Origin of the sequence: Microbacterium azadirachtae (assembly GCF_000956505.1) — a bacterium.
Classification (GTDB): Bacteria; Actinomycetota; Actinomycetes; order Actinomycetales; family Microbacteriaceae; genus Microbacterium; species Microbacterium azadirachtae_A.
Genome location: NZ_JYIX01000035.1, coordinates 79,914 through 100,315 on the forward strand (window position 1 = coordinate 79,914; position 20,402 = coordinate 100,315).

Sequence of the window (20,402 nt, forward strand, 5' to 3'; positions counted from 1 at the left end):
CGCACGTACCGCACTGAAGAGCACCACCCGCACCACCGCCGTGAGCGAAGGGGGTGCAACGCTCGATCAGGATCTGAAGACCTACGTGCTCGACACGTCCGTGCTGCTGTCGGATCCGCAGGCGTTCTTCCGCTTCGCCGAGCACTCCATCGTCCTGCCGGTCGCCGTGATCGGCGAGCTGGAGGGCAAGCGCCACGATCCCGAGCTCGGGTACTTCGCCCGACGCGCGCTGCGCCACCTCGACGAACTGCGCGTCGAGCACGGCCGGCTCGACTTCCCGGTCCCGATCGGCGACGGCGGCACGCTGCGCGTCGAGCTGAACAACTCCGACCAGACGGTGCTGCCCAGCGGCATCCGCCTCGGCGACAACGACAGCCGGATCCTCGCCGTCGCGATGCATCTCTCCCAGGACGGGCAGGACGTCACGGTCGTCTCGAAGGATCTGCCGATGCGGGTCAAGGCAGCCTCCCTCGGCATCAACGCCGAGGAGTACCTGGCCGAGCAGGCGGTGGACTCGGGCTGGACCGGGATCAGCTCGATCTCGCTCTCCGGCGACGAGATGAGCGACCTCTACGAGAGCGAGGTCGGCACGAGCGAGGAGGCGATCGGACTCCCGGTCAACACGGGCCTCATCATCCACTCGGAGCGCGGCTCCGCCCTCGGCCGGGTCACGGGCGACGGCGAGTACGCGCTGGTCCGCGGCGACCGCGAGGTGTTCGGCCTGCACGGGCGCTCGGCCGAGCAGCGCATCGCGATCGATCTGCTGTCCGACCCCGACGTCGGCATCGTCTCGCTCGGCGGTCGCGCCGGTACCGGCAAGTCGGCCCTCGCCCTGTGCGCGGGCCTGGAGGCGGTGCTCGAGCGGCAGCAGCAGAAGAAGATCATCGTCTTCCGGCCGCTGTTCGCCGTCGGCGGCCAGGAGCTCGGCTACCTGCCCGGCGATAAGGACGAGAAGATGAGCCCCTGGGGTCAGGCGGTCTTCGACACTCTCGGATCCGTCGTCTCCGGCAACGTCGTCGAGGAGATCATCGCGCGCGGCATGCTCGAGGTGCTTCCGCTCACGCACATCCGCGGACGCTCGCTGCACGACGCCTTCGTGATCGTCGACGAGGCGCAGTCGCTCGAGCGCAACGTGCTGCTCACCGTGCTGAGCCGCATGGGGCAGAACTCCCGCGTCGTACTCACCCACGACGTGGGTCAGCGCGACAACCTGCGAGTGGGCCGCCACGACGGCATCGCGAGCGTGATCGAGACGCTGAAGGGGCACAGCCTCTTCGGCCACGTCACCCTGCAGCGTTCCGAGCGCTCCGCGATCGCGGCGCTGGTCACGGAGCTCCTGGAGGGCGGCGAGCTGAGCTGACGACAGGCGGGTGTCCGGTTTTACTATGCCGTGAGCACCTGCACGATCCGGGCACGGATGCACGACTGATTCGCTGGATCCGTCGTGCAGGTGTTCACGGATCGTGCAGGTGCGCTGGCCATTCTGCGGGCTCCGGTCGGGAGGGCGGGTCAGTGGGTGAGCGGGCGCCGACCGTAGGGTGGGGACGTGACCTCGATCGATCATCTCCCCGTCTCCGAGTACGCGTTCCCCGGCCCTCTGCGCGACAGCTTGATCGCGGCGATCCTGCGAGGAGACAAGACAGCGACGACGAGTCTCGTGGTGGACTACGAGCTCGAGGGCGAGGCTATGCCGTCTGTCGGCGAGCACTCTGCGATCGTGGATTCCGCTGGCGATCGGATCGCGGTCGAGCAGATCACGGAGGTGACGATCGCCAGAGTCGGCGACGTGGATCTCGCGCATGCCATCGCCGAAGGCGAGGGGTTCGAGACCGTCGCGGAGTGGCGCGCCGGCCACGAACGCTTCTGGCACGGCGTCGAGTACCGCTCGTCGGTCGGAGATCCGTCCTTCACGGTTGACGATGACACCCTCGCCGTGCTCGTTCGCTTCCGGGTCGTCCCGGCCTGACCCGTCCCGTGTCAGGCCCCGAGGTCCGGCGAAACCTCTGAGGCCAGGGCGGAGTCAGTCAGCAAGTCGGGTGAGGGCGGCGAGGATCGCGGCCTGAACAGTGGGCCAGTCGTAGAGGATCTGCGCATAGTCGAAACGGAGAGTCTCGTACCCGAGCCGGGATGCCGCGGCATCTCGCACCAGGTCCTTGTGCCGCGCGGAGCGGCCATCATGATTCTTCTTGCCGTCCGCCTCCAGGATCAGACGCCCCGCGATCACGAAGTCCACTTTTCCGACCCCGCGGATCCGCACCTGGCAGTCGAGTCGGATCCCGAGGAGGTGCAGGCGCAGTCGCACCAGCGATTCGAGCCCGCTGTCTGCATCTCCACGCGCGACGTCCACGAGCCATCGAGCCACGTCGGGGAGCGCATCCCGGACTCGATTCCGGGCTGTGCGTGGCAGCTGCCCGCGGCGCCAGGCGGACTCGAAGGAGGCGAAGAACGCCTCGTCGCCCCCGCATCGGTACAGATGCAGGAGCGCCGTCTCGATGTCGACCACTCCGAACCGGGTCGGCCCTTCGAAGAAGTGGGCGACGCAGACGCAACCCGGATGGGGATGGATCCTGCCGTTGCGGCCGAGCCAGACGTGCAGCGTCTCGGGATCGTCCAGTACCCACACGCCATGATGGCGGAGCGCAGACCCGCAGGTCATCGCTCCGCCGTGCCCCGCCGCCGCGGCGACATCGATGGACAGGGCGGGGACGGCGAAGACACCCGGGCGGATCCGTCGGATCCGGCCCTGCGCGACCTCTTCGGCCAACGCTCTTCGGCTGAGCCCCAGGCGCTGCAGCTGCGTGCCACGGGCGATGCCGCCCAGGCGGGCGAGTGTGGTCGAAGGATCCAGCATCCCCTCACCCTGTCGCCCGCACAGACCTCGTGGGGGCGTATCTCCGCGATCCGGGGAATGTTCGGTCCGGAGTCCGGTGGGGGAGGACGAACGTGGAAGGGGCAAATGCACGATCACGGAACGGATGCACGACGGATCCGGGGAAATGGTCGTGCATCCGTGTCCGGGTCGTGCAAACACCCCCCCGAGAACGACGGAAGCCGCGGCCCCGAAGGGACCGCGGCTTCCGCGCGAGCGGATCCGGCTCAGCCGGCGTGCGTCATCGACAGCAGGTCGAGCTTGGCGTCGAGCTGCTCGAGGGTCAGCTCGCCGCGCTCGACGTAGCCGAGGTCGAGCACGGCGTCGCGGACGGTGATGCCCTTGGCGACCGCGTGCTTGGCGATCTTCGCCGCGGCCTCGTAGCCGATGAGCTTGTTCAGCGGCGTCACGATGGACGGGCTCATGCCCGCAAACGCGGCCGCGCGCTCGATGTTGGCCTGCAGGCCGTCGACCGTCTTGTCGGCGAGCACGCGCACGGCGTTGGAGAGCAGGCGGATCGACTCGAGCAGCGCGGTTCCCATGACGGGGATCGCGACGTTCAGCTCGAACGAGCCGGAGGCGCCGGCCCAGGCGACGGTCGCGTCGTTGCCGATCACGCGGGCGCACACCATGAGCACGGCCTCGGGGACGACCGGGTTGACCTTGCCCGGCATGATCGAGGAGCCGGGCTGCAGGTCGGGGATGTGCAGCTCGCCGAGACCCGTGTTCGGGCCGGAGCCCATCCAGCGCAGGTCGTTGTTGATCTTGGTCAGCGAGACCGCGATCGTGCGCAGCGCACCCGACGCCTCGACGAGGCCGTCGCGGTTGGCCTGGGCCTCGAAGTGGTCCTTGGCCTCGGTGATCGGCAGCTCGGTCTCGGCCGCGAGCAGCGCGATGACCTTCTGCGGGAAGCCGAGCGGCGTGTTGATGCCGGTGCCGACCGCGGTGCCGCCCAGGGGGACCTCGGCGACGCGCGGGAGGGCCGCCTGCACGCGCTCGATGCCGAGGCGGATCTGGCGGGCGTAGCCGCCGAACTCCTGGCCGAGGGTGACCGGGGTGGCATCCATGAGGTGGGTGCGGCCGGACTTGACCGCGTCCTTCCACAGCACCGCCTTCGCCTCGAGCGCGACCGCGAGATGGTCGAGCGAGGGGATGAGGGTGTCGATGAGCGCCTGGGTGACGGCGATGTGCACCGAGGTCGGGAAGACGTCGTTCGACGACTGCGACGCATTCACGTGGTCGTTCGGGTGCACGGTCGCGCCCAGGATCCGGGTCGCGAGAGTGGCGAGCACCTCGTTCATGTTCATGTTCGAGGACGTGCCGGATCCGGTCTGGTAGGTGTCGACCGGGAACTCGCCGTCGTGCCTGCCCTCTGCGACCTCGTCCGCCGCCTGGGCGATCGCGTCGGCGATGGCGCCGTCGAGGGTGCCGAGCTCCTTGTTGGCGAGCGCGGCGGCCTTCTTGATCCGGGCGAGAGCCGCGATCTGCGTCGACTCCAGGCCCTTGCCCGAGATCGGGAAGTTCTCCACGGCGCGCTGCGTCTGCGCCCCGTACAGAGCGTTCACGGGCACGCGCACCTCGCCCATGGTGTCGTGCTCGATGCGGTACTGCTCGTTGTCGGTCACTGCTGTTCCTCCAGATGTGACGGGGGTGATGAGGGGGGATGTTCAGGCGTGGGCGTCGCTGAGGCCCACGGTGACGATGGGCACGGCCGTGCCCTCGTTCAGTCGGTAGTTGGCGCCGACGATGCCCAGCTTGCCGTCGGCGACGGCCTGGGAGATCAGCTCCGAGGACTGCAGCAGGTCGCGCACGGTGTTGCGCAGGTGCTCCTGTCCCACGAGCTCCGCGTCGATCTCGGCCACGGTGGATCCGCCGTGCTCGGCGAGCACCTTCCGGGCGGCCGGCACGATCGGGGCGACGAGCCGCCAGATGTGCGGGGGGAGCGGAGCGGCGTCGATCGCCGTGCCGTCGATCGCGGCGCGCACGGCGCCGCAGCTGTCATGCGCGAGCACCACGATGAGCGGCACGCCGAGGATCGCCACGGCGTACTCCAGGCTCGCGACGATCGACTCGCCGAGGACCTGCCCTGCGTTGCGCACCACGAACAGATCGCCGAGGCCCTTGTCGAAGATGATCTCAGCCGCGAGGCGCGAGTCGGAGCAGCCGAACAGTGTCGCGAGCGGCGCCTGCCCGTCCACGAGCTCGTGGCGCTTGCCGACGTCCTGATTGGGGTGCTCCGGGTCGCCCGCGACGAAGCGCCGGTTCCCCTCGCTCATGAGCTGCCAGGCCTCGTCGGGGGTCAGCGTGGTGCTGTCGGTCATCGTCCGCTTTCGAGTTGGTCGACCTGCGGGCTGATCTTGGCGACCAGCTCCGCCGTGCCCGCCTTGCCCAGAGCGCCGTAGACGAGGACGTAGTCCTTGCCGACCTGCGTGCCGAGGGCGTAGTTGATGTTCGCGGCCGAGTCGGGATTCGGGATCACGTACTCGTCCCAGGAGCGGCCGCCGATCTTAACGGTGCCCTTCGAGGAGGTGCCGCGCAGCGGGGTGGCGGCCCAGTCCGCGTCGGCGTCGAACGCCTGCGCGACGTGCGCGTAGCCTCGGGCGTCGTCCGCCTGGGGCGCGACCGTGATGTCCCACACGACGGGCTTGCCGTCGATCAGGACGGCCTTGTTGACCCGCCAGTTGTTGGGCGGGGTCGGCAGCAGGACCGGGCGGTTCAAGGTGCTCTGTGCGTTCTTGGCGGCGGCGGGAAGGTCCACGGCGTTGGATCCCGTGAAGTCGCCGCGCGGCACGATGAGCACGATCAGCAGGACGACGCCGACGGTCGCGATGAGCGCGGCGATGAGGCCGCGGAACGTCTGGCTGGAGCGGTAGGCGGCGGAGGATGCGGCCTTGCGGTCGGCGGTCTCCTGCGCGGTCTCCGGGCGGCCGAGCTCGGCGACGACGGGCGCATGCTTCGGGGTGCGGCTCATCGCGCGTCCCCCTCGGAGGGGCGGGCCGCGTCCAGGCGGCGCTTCGCGCCGAGCAGCCATTCCTCGCAGCGTGCGGCGAGAGCCTCGCCGCGCTCCCACAGGGTGAGCGACTGCTCGAGCGTCGGGGCTCCCTGCTCGAGCTCGGCGACGACGCGGACCAGTTCGTCTCTCGCCTGCTCGAAGCTGAGGGCGGCGGGATCAGCGACGGTCGGCGCAGAGCTCCCTGCGGAGGCGGACGGCTCGTTCGACACAGTCACGCCTCCATCCTACCGGCGCGCGTCGGAGCCCTCGTCCGGTGCGGCGGAGCCCGATCCCGGGGCTTCGGCGACGTCGGCCTCGGCGATCTCCCCCTCCGACACGGCGCGCAGCGAGCCGCGGTCGACGGTGAGGGTGAGGACGGTGCCGGCGGGAGCGTCTGCCGCGTCGCGCACGATCAGTCCGTCCTCGCGGTGAGCGATCGCGTATCCGCGGGCGAGGGTGGCGGCGGGCGACAGCGCGCGCAGCGACGCGCGCAGCTCGGCCGTGCGTCTTCCCGCCGCGTCGACCGCACGTCCCAGCGTGTCGCGGGAGCGGGCGGCGAGCAGCCACACCTCTTGCGCGCGGCGCTCGATGAGCGGTTCCGGATCCCGCAGCACGGGTCTCGACCTCAGCTGCTCGAGCTGGGCGATGTCATGTGAGATGCGCTGCGACACCCTGGTCGTCGCGCGGGCCCGCAGCTGGGCGACGAGCGCGCGCTGCTCACCCAGGTCGGGCACGACCCTCTTGGCGGCGTCGGTCGGAGTCGAGGCGCGCAGGTCCGCCACGTCGTCCAGCAGTGGGTGGTCGTTCTCGTGACCGATCGCGCTGACCACGGGCGTGGTCGCCGCGGCGACCGCCCGCACCAGGCGCTCGTCGCTGAAGCCGAGCAGGGTCTGCGGATCCCCGCCGCCACGGGCGATGACGATGACGTCGACGTCGGGATCCGCGTCGAGCACTTTGAGCGCGGCGAGGGTCTCGGGCACGCAGCGATCGCCCTGCACCGCGGCGTGCACGGTGCGGAAGCGCACCTGCGGCCAGCGCAGCTCGGCGTTGCGGTGCACGTCCTTCTCGGCGTCGGAGTTCTCGCCCGTGATCAGTCCGATCACGTGGGGGAGGAAGGGGAGCGGCTTCTTGCGGGAAGGGTCGAAGAGACCCTCCTGGCGCAGCTGTGCGCGCAGCCGCTCGAGGCGCTCGAGCTGGTCGCCGAGGCCGACGTGCTTCATCGCCGACACCGTGAAGCTGAAGTCGCCCGCCTTGACGAAGTAGTCGGCCTTGACCGCCGCGATCACGTGGTCGCCGACGGCGAGATCGGCGGGGATCCGCGCCCGCACGCTCGACCACACCCGGATCGAGATCTGCGCGTCGGAGCGGGTGTCCTTGAGGCGCGCGAAGATGTTGCCGGCCCGCACGTTCCAGCTCGTGATCTCGCCCTCGACCCAGACCGTGCCCCACTGCGCCACGAAGTCGCGGATCGTGGCGTTCAGCCTCGCGATCGAGGTCGGGGCGTCCGCGGAGGACTCGCGCGGCGCGACGGAATCGGCGGGCGGGGCCTCACCGGGCACGGAGGCTGCTTCGAAGACGGTCATCGCCTCCCCAGCGTAGCAATGGCCATCTGCCGGATCCCGGCCGGCTGTCAGGACGCCGCCGGTAGAATCGGGGCGTGAGTTCTCCCGTCGCGCTGCCCGTGCCGCAGATCCCTCGCCGCCGCCCCACGGCCGTGCGCGAGCCGCTCCAGGACCGTCCCGTCGAGGGGCGCAAGCGCGTGCTGCTCGCCGCGCCGCGCGGTTACTGCGCCGGCGTCGACCGCGCCGTGGTCGCGGTGGAGAAGGCGCTGCAGCGCTACGGCGCCCCGGTGTACGTGCGCAAGCAGATCGTGCACAACATCCACGTGGTCACCGAGCTCGAGGATCAGGGCGCCATCTTCGTCGACGAGGTGGACGAGATCCCCGAGGGGTCGCACGTCGTCTTCAGCGCTCACGGCGTCTCGCCGATGGTCGTCTCCGCGGCGGAGGACCGCCACCTGCACGCGATCGACGCGACCTGCCCGCTGGTGACCAAGGTGCACCGCGAGGCCGTGCGCTTCGCCCGCGACGACTTCGAGATCCTGCTCATCGGCCACGACGGCCATGAGGAGGTCGAGGGCACCGCCGGCGAGGCCCCTGATCACGTCACCGTGGTGAATTCCCCGGCGGAGGCCGACATCGTCGAGGTGCGCGACCCGTCCAAGGTCGTCTGGCTCTCGCAGACCACGCTCTCGGTCGACGAGACCATGGAGACCGTGAACCGGCTTCGCACGCGCTTCCCGGAGCTGCAGGATCCGCCGTCCGACGACATCTGCTACGCCACCCAGAACCGTCAGGTCGCGATCAAGAAGGTCGCCGCAGACGCGGATCTGGTGATCGTGGTCGGATCCGCCAACTCCTCCAACAGCGTGCGCCTGGTCGAGGTGGCGCGCGAGTACGGCGCGAAGGCCGCGTATCGCGTGGACTACGCGGACGAGGTGCGACAGGAGTGGCTCGATGGCGTCACGACGGTCGGTGTGACGAGCGGTGCCTCCGTGCCGGAGGTGCTGGTGCAGGAGGTGCTGCAGGCGCTCGCCGAGGCGGGATACGGCGACGTCGAGGAGGTGCGCACGGCGGAGGAGGATCTGATGTTCTCGCTGCCGAAGGAGCTCCGCCAGGACGTCTCTGGCCAGCGCGACGAGCGGGCACTGGGCGGACGCAGCCGATGACCGATTCCGGTTCTGTGGAGCAGCCGCGCCGGCCTGCCTTCGGCGAGTACGCGACGCCGGAGGAGCAGAGCAGGCGAGCGGGACGGCCACTGGTGCCGCCGCCCGCCGTGCACATTCCGCCGACGGCGCCCGCCGCTCAGCCCGTGACCCCTACGGCTCCCGCGGAGGCGGCGGGGGAGCGCCCGGCGCACCCGGTCGATCGGATGGCGTCGATCGCGCTGCTCGCCTACGGGCTCTGGAACGTGATCACCACGGTCATCACCTACCTCAATCCGTCTTCGCTCCTGACGACCCTGATGCAGGCCATGGGGATCTCCGGCACGTTCACGAACTACGGGCAGGCGCGGACCTGGGGCATCGTCGCCGGCGTCGTCCTGATCGTCGGCTGGATCGCGACCGCCGCCTGGTCGGTGGCCAGGCTGCGGCGCGGCAAGCTCACGTGGTGGCTCCCGGTCGCGGGCGGCATCGTGTTCGGGATGCTGGCGGCGGTCTGCCTGATGGTGCCGTTCTTCGCGGATCCGGCTGTGATCTCGTACCTGAACGGGCAGCTGCAGAAGTAGGTCCTCGGACGCGAAGAGCCCGGCTCTGTGAGGAACCGGGCTCATCCTGATCCGTGGATCAGTGCGCGTTGCCGTTGTTGAAGTGGTAGTCGCCGTTTCCGGCGCCGTGGCCGCCGTGCGCGCCGGGACCGCGGCCGCCGGTGCCGGGCTCGACGTGGTTGGTCTTGGTGTGCACGATGTCGTAGTACACGCTCTGGTCGGCCGCGTTCGGGAACACGCGGTAGGTGAAGACGTTCTTGTCGAGCTGAACAATCGGCACGACCCGCTGGAACAGCACCGCTCCGTTCGCATCCTTGGCGGCGATCCAGCGCGACGAGCCGTCGGCCGCGACGCTCCAGTCGCCGTGCATCTTCGGGCTGTCGTCGAGGTTGTACATCGTGAACGTGCCATCGGCCTTGAAGTAGGCCCAGCCCACGAAGTTCGACACTGCCGGGTCGTCCAGCGCGACGCGGTCGCCCTGGGCGTCGCGTGCGCTCGTCGTCTTCCACGGGGTGGACGCGAGCGTCTCGGACGGGGTCAGGACCTTCTTCGCGAAGGGGGCGGAGACCGCGGCGGCGGGGGCTTCCGCGGCGGCTATCGTGGGGACGACGGCGACGGCGGCGAGGGCGATGGTCGAGGCGGCGATGAGCCTGCGCGAGAGGGAGATGTTCATGCCCTCCACGTTAGAAATCCGACCACGGGCCCCGCATCAGCCGATCGGCTACTTCGGGCGTCGCCGACCGGATGATCCCTCGGTGACGGACGCCGCCGGTCGGATCGAACGGCTCGAAGAAGAGCGCAGCGACCATACTGAGAGCAAGACGCCTCGGGGATCGGGGTTCGCGGCGATGCGGACCAGGGCCCACCCGCCGGTGAACCTCCGGGGCACGGGCCTCGTTTCCCTGTGAGGAGGCGACTGTGGACGACGACGACGAACGGCTGACGGCGCTCTACGACGTGCACGCGGGACCGATCCGCCGGTACGTCGTGCACCTCACCGGGAGCAGTGCCTCGGCGGACGACGTGGTGCAGGAGACGCTGCTGCGCGCCTGGCGCACGCCACGGATCCTGGAGCAGGAGGTGACGACCACCCGGGCGTGGATGTTCACGGTCGCCCGTCACCTGGTCATCGACGAGGCGCGCAGCGCCAGGCGGCGCCACGAGCATCCGATGGCGGAGGTCCCCGAGCGCGTCTCGGGCGACGTCACGGACCGGCTGTTCGACGCGATCCTCATCGAGGACGCGCTCGCAGACCTCAGCCCCGAGCATCGCGCCGTGATCGTCGCCGGCTACTACCGAGGTCGCAGCGTCGACGAGATCGCGACCGAGCTAGGGATTCCGGGCGGCACGGTGAAGTCCAGGATGCACTACGGACTGCGGGCCTTGAGGCTCGCGCTGCAGGAGAGAGGGGTGATCCGGTGAGCGTGGATCCGGATCCGTTCGCGACATGGGATGCCGCCTATGCGATGGGCGCGCTGTCCGCGGCGGACCGCGCGCAGTACGAGGCGCACCTCGCGGTCTGCGCGGAATGCCGCACGGCGCTCGCAGAGCTCGTCCCCGCCGTGGGTCTGCTTTCGCGCGTGCACGCGGACGACGCGGCGCGGATCGGCACCGATGACGTCGACCCTGCGGGGCCGAAGCTGCTGTCGATCGCCCGGGCCAGGCGGAGCTCCCGGCGCCGCGCGCTGTGGACCGGTGTCGGCATCGCGGCCGCGCTCGCCATCGCCGTGCCGGTCACGATCGTCGCGCTCGCTCCGCGGCCGGCGGTCTCGGTGGCGCTGAAGGGAGCAGGCGCCGTACCCCTGAGCGCCACGATCTCACTGACCCCCGTCGCCTGGGGGACGAAGATCGACATGGCCTGCCTCTACGCCGCGGGCGCTCCCGATGCGGGCTGGACCTACGTCCTCACCGTCGTCGGGGACGACGGGAAGAGCACCGACCTCTCGACCTGGAAGGCGGATCCCGGACGCACCGCGACGCTCTCGGCGGGAACCGCGCAGCCGTTGGCGGACATCCGCACGGTCGAGATCCGCAACACCGCGGGCACCGTCATCCTGCGCCAGGACATCGGCCACGGTTCGTCATCGGGGTGAACCGGGCCGCTGATCCGCCGAACGACAGGAGCGCCGCGGGGAGGGATCCCCGCGGCGCTCCTGAATGCCGGTGCGACTGTGCCGGTCGTCAGCTCTTCGACTGGCCGTAGGAGCCGAGCTGGCGCGTCGACTCGAGGACGCGCTGCGCCATCGCGGTCTCGGCGACCTTGCCCCAGGCGCGCGGGTCGTAGACCTTCTTGTTGCCGACCTCGCCGTCGACCTTCAGGACGGCGTCGTAGTTGTTGAACATGTAGCCGGCGATCGAGCGCGTGAACGCGTACTGGGTGTCGGTGTCGATGTTCATCTTCACCACGCCGTTCGCGACCGCGAGGGCGATCTCCGCGTCGGTCGAGCCGGATCCGCCGTGGAAGACGAGGTCGAGCGGCTTGGCGCCCGTGCCGTACTTCGCGGCGACCTGCTGCTGGATCTCGCCGAGCAGCTCGGGACGGAGCTTCACGCCGCCCGGCTTGTAGACGCCGTGCACGTTGCCGAAGGTGAGCGCCGCGATGTAGCGGCCCTGCTCGCCCAGTCCCAGCGCCTGAACGGCCTGGTCGACGTCGGCGAACGTCGTGTAGAGCGCCTCGTTCGAGCCCTCGTGCGCGACGCCGTCCTCCTCGCCGCCGACGACGCCGATCTCGACCTCGAGGATCGCGTTGATCGCCTTCATGCGGGGGAGGAGATCGCGGGCGATCTCGATGTTCTCCGCGAGCGGCACCGCCGAGCCGTCCCACATGTGCGACTGGAAGATGGGGTTGCGGCCCGCCTTGACCTCTTCCTCGGAAGCGGCGATGAGCGGCTCGACGAAGCCGGCGAGGGCGTCCTTCGGGCAGTGGTCGGTGTGCAGCGCCACGGTGACCGGGTAGGACTTCGCGACCTCGGTGGCGAACTTCGCGAAGGCGAGCGCGCCGGTGGCGCGGGCCTTGACGGTCTGACCGGCGAAGTAGTCGGCGCCGCCGGTGGTGACCTGGATGATGCCGTCCGAGCCGGCTTCGGTCAGACCCTGCAGCACGGCGTGGATGGTCTGCGAGCTGGAGACGTTGAAAGCCGGGTAGGCGAAGCCACCTGCCTTCGCGCGGTCGAGCATCTCGGCGTACTGATCCGGGGTGGCAACGGGCATGGCTTCTCCTGTGCTGGACGACGGGGGTCTGTGCCACTCTAGCGCCGCAGGATCGGCGATTCAGAGCGCGTGACGGCGGGCCCGGGAAGGCGGATCTTCGGCCTGGTAAAGAAGCGTGGATCTTTCGGTTTCGCGGCGCGGAAATCTGCGGATCCGTAACCGGTCCGCCCCTACGCTGGGGGCATGGTGAGCCTCACAGCCGATCTCAGCCCCCTCAGCCCCGACCGCAACCTCGCACTGGAACTCGTCCGTGCGACGGAGGCCGCGGCGATCCGCGCCGTCCCGTTCATCGGACGCGGCGCGAAGGAGGCGGCCGACGGCGCCGCCGTGGACGCGATGCGCGCCTTCCTCGGCACCGTGGACTTCGACGGCCGTGTGGTCATCGGCGAGGGCGAGAAGGACAACGCCCCCATGCTTTTCAACGGGGAGCACGTCGGCAGCGGATCCGGGACGGGCCCGCAGTGCGACATCGCGGTGGACCCGATCGACGGCACCTCGCTGACGGCGGCCGGCCGTCAGAACGCGCTCTCGGTGATCGCGGTCTCCGACCGCGGCACGATGCTCGACGCCTCCAGCGTCTTCTACATGGACAAGCTCGTCACGGGCCCCGCAGGCGTCGGCGTCGTCGACATCCGCCTCCCCGTCGCGGAGAACATCAAGCGTCTGGCCGGCGCCCTCGGCAAGCCTGTCGAGGAGATCGTCGTCTCGGTGCTGAACCGTCCGCGCCACGAGCAGCTCATCCAGGAGATCCGCGACGCCGGCGCAGGTACGCGCCTGATGAGCGACGGCGACGTCGCCGGCGGCATCAACGCCGCCCGGCACGGCGCGCGCACCGACATGTGCATCGGCGTCGGCGGAAGTCCAGAGGGCATCGTCACGGCGTGCGCGATCAAGGCGCTGGGCGGGCACATCCAGGGCCGGCTGTGGCCGCGCGACGACGACGAGCGTCAGCGCGGCATCGACGCCGGACTCGACATGGACAAGGTCTATGAAGCCGACGACCTGGTGAGCGGCAACAACACGATCTTCGTCGCGACCGGGGTGACCGACGGTCAGCTCGTCGCCGGTGTCCGCCGCGACGGCGACTACCTCTACACGGAGAGCGTCGTGCTGCGCAGCGCCTCCGGCACCCTGCGCCGGGTCGCCTCGGAGCACCTCGTCTCCAAGTGGCTCTGAGCGGGGCGCCCGCGGTGCCGGCTTCCTGAGAGAGCCGGGCCGCAGCGGCCTCCTGTGGAGGCCCGTGGGTAACGACCTGATCGCATTCCGCGTCTTCTCGGCGTCACCTGGCACAATGGAGGAGGCGCCGACCGGCGTGCACGGCGCATTCAGCGCAATTCGGAATGCGGAGCAGGGGAGCGTGGACGATGGCTGCGGAGAAGATCTACCGCCAGGAGACGGTCACTGACACCGGATCCGTCAAGATCGTCGAGATGGACGCCGCTCGCCGCACCGATGTCCTGTTCCGCGTGCGTCGCGAAGAGGGCCACGAGATCAGCGCCTGGTGGATGATCGGCGCTTTCGTGCTGTTCTCCGCCACCGTCGTCGCCCTGCTCAGCGGGGTTCCCGGGAGCGCGTGACCTCCTCCTGCTCGGCCTGATCGGCGTGCTCGGAGCGGTCGGAGTCCCGATCGATCGGCGCATCGGCGTCGGTATCCTTACTCCCCAGACGGGCACGCAGCTCGCCGAGGTCCGCACGCATCCCGTTTGCGTGGTCTTCCTCCGCGGATGACGCCAGTTCGTCCGCGGTGAACCGGCGCGTCGAGCTGGTCAGCGTCGCAGGGGCGGTGAGGGCATCCGCATCCACGCCGGGGAAGCGGCGGGCCGTCACGAGCACGCGGCTCTCCAAGGAGCCGGCGAAGCGGTTGTAGCTGTCGACCGTGCGCTCGAGAGCGCGGCGCAGGTCGTCGGCGTGATTCGCCAGCACGCCGAGCCGGTCGTACAGCTGAGTGCCGAGGTCGAGGAGCACAGCCGCCTCGGCGGAGAGCTCCTGCTGCTTCCAGGTGTAGGCGACGGTCTTCAGCACGGCCCACAGATTCACCGGGGTGGCCAGCGCCACCCGCTTGTTGAAGGCGTAGTCGAGGAGAGCCGGATCCTCGTCGAGCGCGGCCGACAGCAGCGATTCGGTGGGCAGGAAGCAGATCACGAACTCGGGGCTCACCTCGAGCCCCGACCAGTAGGCCTTCTTCGCCAGGGCGTCGATGTGCGCGCGCACGGCCTTGACGTGCTGCTGCATGAGGGGGCGCCGCTGCGGGTCGTCGGATCCGAGTGCCCCCGCGGCGAGGAACGCGTCGAGCGGGGCCTTCGCGTCCACCGCGATCGAAGCCCCGCCGGCGAGCCGGATCACCATGTCGGGGCGGCCGTGGCCCGCATCGGAGTGGATCGTGGCCTGCAGATCGAAGTCGACGTGCCGGGTGAGGCCGGCCGCTTCCACCACGCGGCGGAGCTGGGTCTCGCCCCACACGCCGCGCGCGGACGTCGAGCGCAGCGCGCCGGCCAGGGACTCGGTCGTGGAGCGCAGCGCCTCTCCGTTCTCCTCGGTGCGCCGCAGCTGCTCGCTGAGCTGGCCGAACTGCGCATGTCGCTCGCGCTCCAGCACGGTCACGGTCTGCTGCATGCGGTGCAGGCTCTCGCGCACCGGGGCGAGAGCGGTGAGCACGGCGTTCTCCTGGCGGACGCGCTCCGCGGCGTCGTGCTGCTCGCGGCGTGCGTGCTCGACGGCATCGCGGTACAGGTCGTTCTGCCTGTCCCTGTCTTCGCGCACGACGGCGAGCTCCGCATTGGCGCGGGCAAGGTCGGCGGCGCCGCGGCTGCGGCCGAGGAACCAGCCCACGGCGAGGCCCGCCACGGCGGTGAGTGCGGCGATGAGCAGTGCGAGCGCGTCCATGCGTCCATCATGGGCGGGGCCACCGACATCGCAGGAGAGCGTGGCCGTGGGCGGCCGGAACAGTGTCAGGCGGCGGCGCGCACCTTCGCGGGCGCGGCGGGAGCGAGCGGGTCGCCGAGGCGCACGCCGATTGCGTCGGCGAGCTGCTGCACCGTGCCCGACCCCGTGCGCGTGGCCGCGTCGATCACGATCTGCGCGCAGGCGCGTGCGTCGGCCAGGGCGTCGTGGTGCGGGAACGCGCCGAAGCCGGCCGCGGCCGCGGCGACCGGGAGCTTGTAGGAGTCGAGGTCGTACACCTTGCGCGCGACGTTCAGGCTGCAGAGCGACTGGTACGGAGGGCACTCGTCTCCGGTGGCCTCGCAGGCCCGGCGGATCACGTTCAGGTCGAAGCCCGCGTTGTGCGCGACGAGCACGTCGGCGCCGGCGAACGCGCAGAGGCGGTCGAGCTGCTCGCTCCACCCGTCGGCGTCGGCGACCTCATGCGCCTCGATGCCGTGGATCCGCACGTTCCATTCCTGGAAGGCGTCGTGACCTGCCGGCGGGCGGATCAGCCAGCCCGTCTGTGCGACGACGATGCCGTCCCTGACGCGGACCAGGCCCACCGCACACGCGGAGGCCGGGGAGGAGTTCGCCGTCTCGAAGTCGATCGCGGTGAAGTCCAGTGCCACGCATCCACCCTCCGCCGGGGAGGGGGCGGCGCGGCTCAGGCGCGCCGGGACGGACCGGATCCGGGCGTAGTGTCGAAGCATGGTCGAACGTGCGACGAGCTTCGGATCCGAGACGGGCAGCTACGAGAAGGGGCGACCGGAGTACCGGTCGGACGCGGTCGCCTGGTTGCTGGAGCCGCTGGCGGAGGGCGACAAGGCCGTCGTCGACATCGGTGCGGGGACCGGCAAGCTCACCCGTGCCGTGCTCGCCCTCGGGGGCACGGGCGTGACGGCCGTGGATCCGGATCCGCAGATGCTCGAGGCCCTGCGGGAGAAGACGCCCGGGGTCGAGGCTGTCACGGGCACCGCGGAGGCGCTGCCGCTGGCGGACAGGAGCGCGGACGCCGCCACCCTCGGCCAGGCGTGGCACTGGGTGGATCCCGTCGCCGCGTCCGCAGAGATCGGTCGTGTGGTGCGCCCCGGCGGCGTTCTCGGGCTCATCTGGAACGTGCGGGACGACCGCACCGAATGGGTGCGACGGCTGACCGAGATCATGGGCGGCAGCGCGGCGGAGGAGATGATCGGCGAGAACGCCGTGCGCGTCGCCGCACCGTTCGGAGAGCTGGAGGAGCGGCGCTGGGAATGGGCCCGGGAGATGACGCGCGCCGAACTGCATGCGATGGCGAGCTCGCGCAGCATGATCATCACGTCGCCGCCCGAGGAGAAGGCGCGGATCGCGCAGGCCATGGACGACCTGTTCGACGAGCTCGGCCTCGCCGAGGGTGCGACGCTGTCGATGCCGTACGTGACGGCCGCCTATCGCGCGATCCGCGGATCCTGAGCCGAGGCGCGCCCCGGTAGACTCGTACCCCGTGGCTCTCACCATCGGAATCGTAGGACTGCCCAACGTCGGCAAGTCCACCCTCTTCAACGCCCTCACCAAGAACGACGTGCTCGCGGCGAACTACCCGTTCGCGACGATCGAGCCGAACGTCGGCGTGGTGAACCTGCCCGACGCGCGGCTGAACGCGCTCGCCGAGATCTTCGGCAGCGAGCGGATCCTGCCGGCGACGGTGTCGTTCGTCGACATCGCGGGCATCGTGCGCGGCGCGAGTGAGGGCGAGGGGCTGGGCAACCAGTTCCTCGCGAACATCCGTGAGGCCGACGCGATCGCGCAGGTCGTCCGCGGCTTCGCCGACGACGACGTGGTGCACGTCGAGGGCGCGATCGACCCGAAGAACGACCTCGAGACGATCAACGCCGAGCTCATGCTCGCCGATCTGCAGACGCTCGAGAAGGCGATCGTGCGCATCGAGAAGGAGGTCCGCGGACGCAAGACCGACGCCTCCGTGCTCGAGGCCGCCAACGCCGCGAAGGACTCGCTCGAGCGCGGTCAGCTGCTCTCGACGAGCGGGATCGACCTGGCTCCGATCAAGGAACTGGGCCTGCTGACCTCGAAGCCGGTCATCTTCGTCTTCAACGTCGACGAGGCCGTGCTCACGGACGCCGCCCGCAAGGCGGAGCTCGCCGCTCTCGTCGCCCCGGCGCAGGCGATCTTCCTGGACGCGAAGATCGAGTCCGAGCTCATCGACCTGGATCCCGAGGACGCCGCGGAGCTCCTCGCCTCCACCGGCCAGGACGAGTCGGGCCTCGACCAGCTCGCCCGAATCGGGTTCGACACCCTGGGCCTGCAGACCTACCTCACGGCGGGTCCGAAGGAAGCGCGCGCCTGGACGATCCACAAGGGCGACAAGGCTCCTCAGGCGGCCGGCGTGATCCACACCGACTTCGAGAAGGGCTTCATCAAGGCCGAGGTCATCTCGTTCCAGGACCTGGTGGACACCGGATCCGTGGTCGAGGCCCGCTCCAAGGGCAAGGCCCGCCTGGAGGGCAAGGACTACGTCATGAAGGACGGCGACGTGGTGGAGTTCCGGTTTAACGTCTAGCGTTATTGACGGTATCCGTTATATTCTGAGCCCGTGATCAGATCGTTCGGTGACAAGGCCACCGAACGACTGTGGCGTCGTGATCGCGTGCCGTCGATCGATTCTCGGATCCACTCGACCGCCTTGCGCAAGCTCCGTCAGGTGGGGGCCGCCGAGTCGCTCGACGATCTACGGCTCCCACCCGGAAACCGGCTCGAAGCGCTGAAGGGCGATCGCGCCGGCCAGCACAGCATCAGGATCAACGATCAGTGGCGGATCTGCTTCGTGTGGACCGCCGCTGGACCAGAGGAGGTGCAGATCGTTGACTACCACTGACAAGATTCCCCCGATTCACCCGGGCGAGGTTCTCATGGAGGACTTCATCAAGGGCTTCGAGATCACGCAGAACAAGCTCGCCGTGGCAATCGGGGTGCCGCCGCGGCGCATCAACGAGATCGTGCATGGCAAGCGCGGGATCTCGGCGGACACCGCGCTCCGCCTGGGGCGCTACTTCGGCGTCTCGGCCCAGTTCTGGCTCAACCTGCAGACGCGGTATGAGCTGGACCTGGCTGAGGATCGGGCCGCCGAGCAGATCGCGGCGATCACACCGCTGAGGGCTGCGTGACTTTCGAGGCTCGCTAGACGCCTGGCGAGCCTCTCTCGACTCGGCTGATCTCGGACCGCGTCAGCGGCCCTGGCGCTTCTTGTAGGGCTTGGGCTGTCCCTTCACGGCGGGAGCCCGACCCTTTCCCTTGGAGGCCTTGGCCTTGCCACCGGACGGCGCGTCCGACTTCTGCGGAGGCGGTGGTGCCGCCGCGATCCTGTCTCGCGCCTCGGGCAGTAGGAGAACGCCGGCACTGGTCAGGCTGGTCGAGCTTCCCCGCGTGACGAGCGGGTGCCCGACCTCTTCCTCGAGCTTCTCGATGGACGAGTACAGGGCGGCGAGCGGGATTCCGAGCCGGGCGGCTGCGCGCGGGAAGTGCAGTTCCTCCGCGACGGCGACGAACCGCCGAAGCTGGGTGATCTTCATGGAACCCTTCCTTTCGCGCGCAGATCGCGGCGTCGTCCAGCGTACGGGGCTTCCTTCGATCAGTTGCACCCGGGGCGGGCGGAAGGCCGGATCCTCATGGAGATGAGGGCTGCCTCGCCGGGCCGGACGCACTACGTTGGGGCCGTGGAAGCGCGCACGGGCAAGACCACGGTGCACTACGTCGAGCACGGTTCGGGGCGACCGGCGGTGATCCTTCACGGAGCAGGCGTGGACCATCGCGAGTCAGAAGCCTGCTTCGAGCTCGCCTTCGCGGGCGCAACGGGGATCCGACGGATCTATCCCGACCTGCCCGGGATGGGTCGCACACCGGCTCCGGTGGAGATCCGCAGCGCTGAGGATGTTCTGACCGTGCTCCTCGAGTTCGTGGAGCAGGTGAGCGGCGACGAGCCGTCTTGGCTCATCGGTCATTCGGCGGGCGCGCATTTCGCGCTGGCGATGGCCGAGCGCCACCCCACCCGGGTCGCGGGACTCGCTCTGGTCTGTCCGCTGTTGCCGGGCATCCGAGATGTGCCGGAGCACCGTGTGGTCGTCGGATCGGGCGGTCTCGGAGACGAGGAGTTCCGGGGCTACTTCGTCGTGCAGACGCCGGAGATGCTGGAGCGCTACGAACGGTTCGTGGTGCCCGGCATGGAGCTCGCGGACGAGACCGCGATGGAGCGGATCGGCGAGCGCTGGGAGCTTGCGCCGGGGGAGGGGACGCCGTTCGACGGTCCTACCCTCGTCGTGGCGGGCCGGCTCGACTCAACGGTCGGATACGCCGCCGCACTCGATCTCGCGGATCGCTACCCGCACGCGACGGCGGCGGTCCTCGACGACACCGGTCACGCGCTTCCGCACGAGCGGCCCGAGCTGTTGCGTGCGCTGATCCAGGACTGGCTGGATCGAGTCTCGCGCTGAGCGCCCCCTCCTGTCTCGCGGCTCGTAGGATGACGGTGTCGTCCAGAGGAGGCACGGCCATGTCCGATACCGATGCGCAACCCACGCCCCGGCATGTCCCGGCGCCCGGCGAGCCGACGATCCCGGAGCTCGAGGAGGACGAGAACATCGCGCCTCGCCCCGAGGAGGAGATCGCGGATCTGCTCCGTGCCGAGCCCGATGAGGGGGAGCAGGTCAGCTGACCTGCCTGACCTCCTGCGGCCAGCCGCAAGCCTCGGCGATCCGGCCCGCCCACTCCTTCGCGGTGTCGTCGTCGGCGACGTCGATGATCGTGAGGCCTCCGATGCGCTGCTCGGCCGGGGCGAAGGCGCCGGAGGTGATCACCGTCGTCCCGCTGGTCGCGTCGGCGGTGAACGCCGCATCGTCGTCCTCGTGCACGCCTGCCGCGAAGACGAGTGCGCCGGCGTCCCTGAGGTCGGACACCACGGCATTGGCGAGCGGACCGCGCGCGGCGAACCACTCAGGGCTGTGATCGCCGACCCACTGCTGGTTGAAGTAGATGAGGTACTGAGTCATCGCCGCTCCTCGCATCGCCCATGTGGTCACAGGCCGTCTCGCGATCGTACGCCCGGGGATGTCGCGCCTTCGAGCCTCGGCACCGAACCCGTGCGGCCCCTCTCGT

26 protein-coding genes are annotated in these 20,402 nt (G+C 69.9%); 14 read left to right on the forward strand and 12 right to left on the reverse strand.

Annotated elements, in window-relative coordinates:
- Positions 1–40 precede the first annotated feature (40 nt).
- The gene (locus tag RS86_RS10455) at positions 41–1,360 is read left to right on the forward strand and encodes a PhoH family protein (protein ID WP_235281755.1); all 1,320 of its coding nucleotides are present in this window, start codon (positions 41–43) and stop codon (positions 1,358–1,360) included.
- A 186-nt stretch (positions 1,361–1,546) separates the two neighbouring features.
- The gene (locus tag RS86_RS10460) at positions 1,547–1,966 is read left to right on the forward strand and encodes an ASCH domain-containing protein (RefSeq protein WP_200892787.1); all 420 of its coding nucleotides are present in this window, start codon (positions 1,547–1,549) and stop codon (positions 1,964–1,966) included.
- Positions 1,967–2,020: 54 nt separating this feature from the next.
- Here RS86_RS10460 and RS86_RS10465 read toward each other — a convergent pair whose 3' ends face one another.
- From RS86_RS10465 to xseA, 6 genes are all read right to left on the reverse strand, one after another.
- Positions 2,021–2,851, reverse strand: a complete 831-nt coding sequence (locus RS86_RS10465; RefSeq protein ID WP_045272187.1) for a DUF559 domain-containing protein — start codon at positions 2,849–2,851, stop codon at positions 2,021–2,023.
- A gap of 245 nt (positions 2,852–3,096) precedes the next feature.
- A complete protein-coding gene (locus tag RS86_RS10470; RefSeq protein ID WP_045272188.1) occupies positions 3,097–4,494 on the reverse strand; it encodes a class II fumarate hydratase in 1,398 nt (465 codons plus the stop codon).
- A gap of 42 nt (positions 4,495–4,536) precedes the next feature.
- Positions 4,537–5,190 (reverse strand): carbonic anhydrase, encoded by a 654-nt coding sequence (locus tag RS86_RS10475; protein ID WP_045272189.1) that lies wholly within the window; start codon positions 5,188–5,190, stop codon positions 4,537–4,539.
- Entirely contained in the window at positions 5,187–5,840 is a 654-nt protein-coding gene (locus RS86_RS10480) for a DUF4245 family protein (RefSeq protein ID WP_045272190.1), read from the reverse strand. Before RS86_RS10480 ends, RS86_RS10475 begins: the two co-directional genes overlap by 4 nt.
- The gene (locus RS86_RS10485; protein ID WP_374954855.1) at positions 5,837–6,097 is read right to left on the reverse strand and encodes an exodeoxyribonuclease VII small subunit; all 261 of its coding nucleotides are present in this window, start codon (positions 6,095–6,097) and stop codon (positions 5,837–5,839) included. Before RS86_RS10485 ends, RS86_RS10480 begins: the two co-directional genes overlap by 4 nt.
- 9 nt (positions 6,098–6,106) lie before the next feature.
- On the reverse strand, positions 6,107–7,444 hold the full coding sequence (xseA, locus tag RS86_RS10490) for an exodeoxyribonuclease VII large subunit (protein WP_045272191.1): 1,338 nt from the start codon (positions 7,442–7,444) through the stop codon (positions 6,107–6,109).
- A gap of 131 nt (positions 7,445–7,575) precedes the next feature.
- Here xseA and RS86_RS10495 point away from each other — a divergent pair, with 131 nt between their 5' ends.
- Together RS86_RS10495 and RS86_RS20395 are read left to right on the forward strand one after the other, a co-directional pair.
- Entirely contained in the window at positions 7,576–8,589 is a 1,014-nt protein-coding gene (locus RS86_RS10495; protein ID WP_152642142.1) for a 4-hydroxy-3-methylbut-2-enyl diphosphate reductase, read from the forward strand.
- The gene (locus RS86_RS20395) at positions 8,586–9,149 is read left to right on the forward strand and encodes a DUF6264 family protein (RefSeq protein ID WP_045272192.1); all 564 of its coding nucleotides are present in this window, start codon (positions 8,586–8,588) and stop codon (positions 9,147–9,149) included. Before RS86_RS10495 ends, RS86_RS20395 begins: the two co-directional genes overlap by 4 nt.
- Positions 9,150–9,207: 58 nt before the next feature.
- Here the strand turns inward: RS86_RS20395 and RS86_RS10505 are convergent, their stop codons facing one another.
- The gene (locus tag RS86_RS10505) at positions 9,208–9,801 is read right to left on the reverse strand and encodes a DUF4822 domain-containing protein (protein ID WP_082076735.1); all 594 of its coding nucleotides are present in this window, start codon (positions 9,799–9,801) and stop codon (positions 9,208–9,210) included.
- Between the two features lie 245 nt (positions 9,802–10,046).
- Between RS86_RS10505 and RS86_RS10510 the strand changes: the two genes are divergently transcribed.
- Both RS86_RS10510 and RS86_RS10515 read left to right on the forward strand, forming a co-directional pair.
- Positions 10,047–10,550 carry a sigma-70 family RNA polymerase sigma factor gene (locus RS86_RS10510; protein WP_045272193.1) on the forward strand — a complete coding sequence of 168 codons (504 nt, stop codon included), beginning with the start codon at positions 10,047–10,049 and terminating at the stop codon, positions 10,548–10,550.
- Positions 10,547–11,221: a zf-HC2 domain-containing protein gene (locus tag RS86_RS10515; RefSeq protein ID WP_152642138.1), complete on the forward strand. Its 675-nt coding sequence runs from the start codon at positions 10,547–10,549 to the stop codon at positions 11,219–11,221. The genes RS86_RS10510 and RS86_RS10515 overlap by 4 nt, the downstream gene beginning before the upstream one ends.
- Positions 11,222–11,309: 88 nt before the next feature.
- On the opposite strand, the gene fbaA is transcribed toward RS86_RS10515, so the two are convergent.
- Positions 11,310–12,338 (reverse strand): class II fructose-bisphosphate aldolase, encoded by a 1,029-nt coding sequence (gene fbaA, locus RS86_RS10520; RefSeq protein WP_045272194.1) that lies wholly within the window; start codon positions 12,336–12,338, stop codon positions 11,310–11,312.
- 183 nt (positions 12,339–12,521) lie between these two features.
- Between fbaA and glpX the strand changes: the two genes are divergently transcribed.
- On the forward strand, positions 12,522–13,514 hold the full coding sequence (gene glpX, locus RS86_RS10525) for a class II fructose-bisphosphatase (protein ID WP_045272195.1): 993 nt from the start codon (positions 12,522–12,524) through the stop codon (positions 13,512–13,514).
- A gap of 188 nt (positions 13,515–13,702) precedes the next feature.
- Positions 13,703–13,915 (forward strand): hypothetical protein, encoded by a 213-nt coding sequence (locus tag RS86_RS10530; RefSeq protein ID WP_045272196.1) that lies wholly within the window; start codon positions 13,703–13,705, stop codon positions 13,913–13,915.
- Here the strand turns inward: RS86_RS10530 and RS86_RS10535 are convergent.
- A complete protein-coding gene (locus RS86_RS10535) occupies positions 13,890–15,221 on the reverse strand; it encodes a DNA recombination protein RmuC (RefSeq protein ID WP_082076725.1) in 1,332 nt (443 codons plus the stop codon). The genes RS86_RS10530 and RS86_RS10535 overlap by 26 nt on opposite strands.
- Before the next feature lie 65 nt (positions 15,222–15,286).
- Positions 15,287–15,889 carry a 3'-5' exonuclease gene (locus RS86_RS10540; protein ID WP_045272197.1) on the reverse strand — a complete coding sequence of 201 codons (603 nt, stop codon included), beginning with the start codon at positions 15,887–15,889 and terminating at the stop codon, positions 15,287–15,289.
- 79 nt (positions 15,890–15,968) lie between these two features.
- Between RS86_RS10540 and RS86_RS10545 the strand changes: the two genes are divergently transcribed.
- Genes RS86_RS10545 through RS86_RS10560 form a run of 4 tightly spaced genes read left to right on the forward strand, consistent with a single transcriptional unit; the run spans position 15,969 to position 18,418 of the window.
- On the forward strand, positions 15,969–16,709 hold the full coding sequence (locus tag RS86_RS10545) for a class I SAM-dependent methyltransferase (RefSeq protein WP_045272198.1): 741 nt from the start codon (positions 15,969–15,971) through the stop codon (positions 16,707–16,709).
- A 31-nt stretch (positions 16,710–16,740) separates the two neighbouring features.
- Complete coding sequence (gene ychF / locus RS86_RS10550; protein ID WP_045272199.1) at positions 16,741–17,814, forward strand: redox-regulated ATPase YchF; 1,074 nt, start codon at positions 16,741–16,743, stop codon at positions 17,812–17,814.
- Between the two features lie 33 nt (positions 17,815–17,847).
- A complete protein-coding gene (locus RS86_RS10555) occupies positions 17,848–18,129 on the forward strand; it encodes a type II toxin-antitoxin system RelE/ParE family toxin (RefSeq protein WP_045272200.1) in 282 nt (93 codons plus the stop codon).
- The gene (locus RS86_RS10560) at positions 18,116–18,418 is read left to right on the forward strand and encodes a HigA family addiction module antitoxin (protein WP_045272201.1); all 303 of its coding nucleotides are present in this window, start codon (positions 18,116–18,118) and stop codon (positions 18,416–18,418) included. Before RS86_RS10555 ends, RS86_RS10560 begins: the two co-directional genes overlap by 14 nt.
- Before the next feature lie 60 nt (positions 18,419–18,478).
- Here RS86_RS10560 and RS86_RS21085 read toward each other — a convergent pair whose 3' ends face one another.
- On the reverse strand, positions 18,479–18,823 hold the full coding sequence (locus RS86_RS21085) for a LysR family transcriptional regulator (protein ID WP_045272202.1): 345 nt from the start codon (positions 18,821–18,823) through the stop codon (positions 18,479–18,481).
- 144 nt (positions 18,824–18,967) lie between these two features.
- Here RS86_RS21085 and RS86_RS10570 point away from each other — a divergent pair, with 144 nt between their 5' ends.
- Together RS86_RS10570 and RS86_RS20630 are read left to right on the forward strand one after the other, a co-directional pair.
- A complete protein-coding gene (locus RS86_RS10570; protein WP_045272350.1) occupies positions 18,968–19,741 on the forward strand; it encodes an alpha/beta fold hydrolase in 774 nt (257 codons plus the stop codon).
- A 59-nt stretch (positions 19,742–19,800) separates the two neighbouring features.
- The gene (locus RS86_RS20630) at positions 19,801–19,962 is read left to right on the forward strand and encodes a hypothetical protein (RefSeq protein ID WP_160299685.1); all 162 of its coding nucleotides are present in this window, start codon (positions 19,801–19,803) and stop codon (positions 19,960–19,962) included.
- On the opposite strand, the gene RS86_RS10575 is transcribed toward RS86_RS20630, so the two are convergent.
- Complete coding sequence (locus RS86_RS10575; protein ID WP_045272203.1) at positions 19,955–20,296, reverse strand: YciI family protein; 342 nt, start codon at positions 20,294–20,296, stop codon at positions 19,955–19,957. The genes RS86_RS20630 and RS86_RS10575 overlap by 8 nt on opposite strands.
- Between the last annotated feature and the right edge of the window lie 106 nt (positions 20,297–20,402).

Coding starts and splice junctions, on each gene's coding strand:
- RS86_RS10505 (WP_082076735.1), bottom strand. CDS start 9,801: ATGAACATCTCCCTCTCGCGCAGGCTCATCGCCGCCTCGACCATCGCC.
- RS86_RS10530 (WP_045272196.1), top strand. CDS start 13,703: ATGGCTGCGGAGAAGATCTACCGCCAGGAGACGGTCACTGACACCGGA.
- RS86_RS20395 (WP_045272192.1), top strand. CDS start 8,586: ATGACCGATTCCGGTTCTGTGGAGCAGCCGCGCCGGCCTGCCTTCGGC.
- RS86_RS10535 (WP_082076725.1), bottom strand. CDS start 15,221: ATGGACGCGCTCGCACTGCTCATCGCCGCACTCACCGCCGTGGCGGGC.
- RS86_RS20630 (WP_160299685.1), top strand. CDS start 19,801: ATGTCCGATACCGATGCGCAACCCACGCCCCGGCATGTCCCGGCGCCC.
- xseA (WP_045272191.1), bottom strand. CDS start 7,444: ATGACCGTCTTCGAAGCAGCCTCCGTGCCCGGTGAGGCCCCGCCCGCC.
- glpX (WP_045272195.1), top strand. CDS start 12,522: ATGGTGAGCCTCACAGCCGATCTCAGCCCCCTCAGCCCCGACCGCAAC.
- RS86_RS10575 (WP_045272203.1), bottom strand. CDS start 20,296: ATGACTCAGTACCTCATCTACTTCAACCAGCAGTGGGTCGGCGATCAC.
- RS86_RS10465 (WP_045272187.1), bottom strand. CDS start 2,851: ATGCTGGATCCTTCGACCACACTCGCCCGCCTGGGCGGCATCGCCCGT.
- fbaA (WP_045272194.1), bottom strand. CDS start 12,338: ATGCCCGTTGCCACCCCGGATCAGTACGCCGAGATGCTCGACCGCGCG.
- RS86_RS10475 (WP_045272189.1), bottom strand. CDS start 5,190: ATGACCGACAGCACCACGCTGACCCCCGACGAGGCCTGGCAGCTCATG.
- RS86_RS10545 (WP_045272198.1), top strand. CDS start 15,969: ATGGTCGAACGTGCGACGAGCTTCGGATCCGAGACGGGCAGCTACGAG.
- RS86_RS10480 (WP_045272190.1), bottom strand. CDS start 5,840: ATGAGCCGCACCCCGAAGCATGCGCCCGTCGTCGCCGAGCTCGGCCGC.
- RS86_RS21085 (WP_045272202.1), bottom strand. CDS start 18,823: ATGAAGATCACCCAGCTTCGGCGGTTCGTCGCCGTCGCGGAGGAACTG.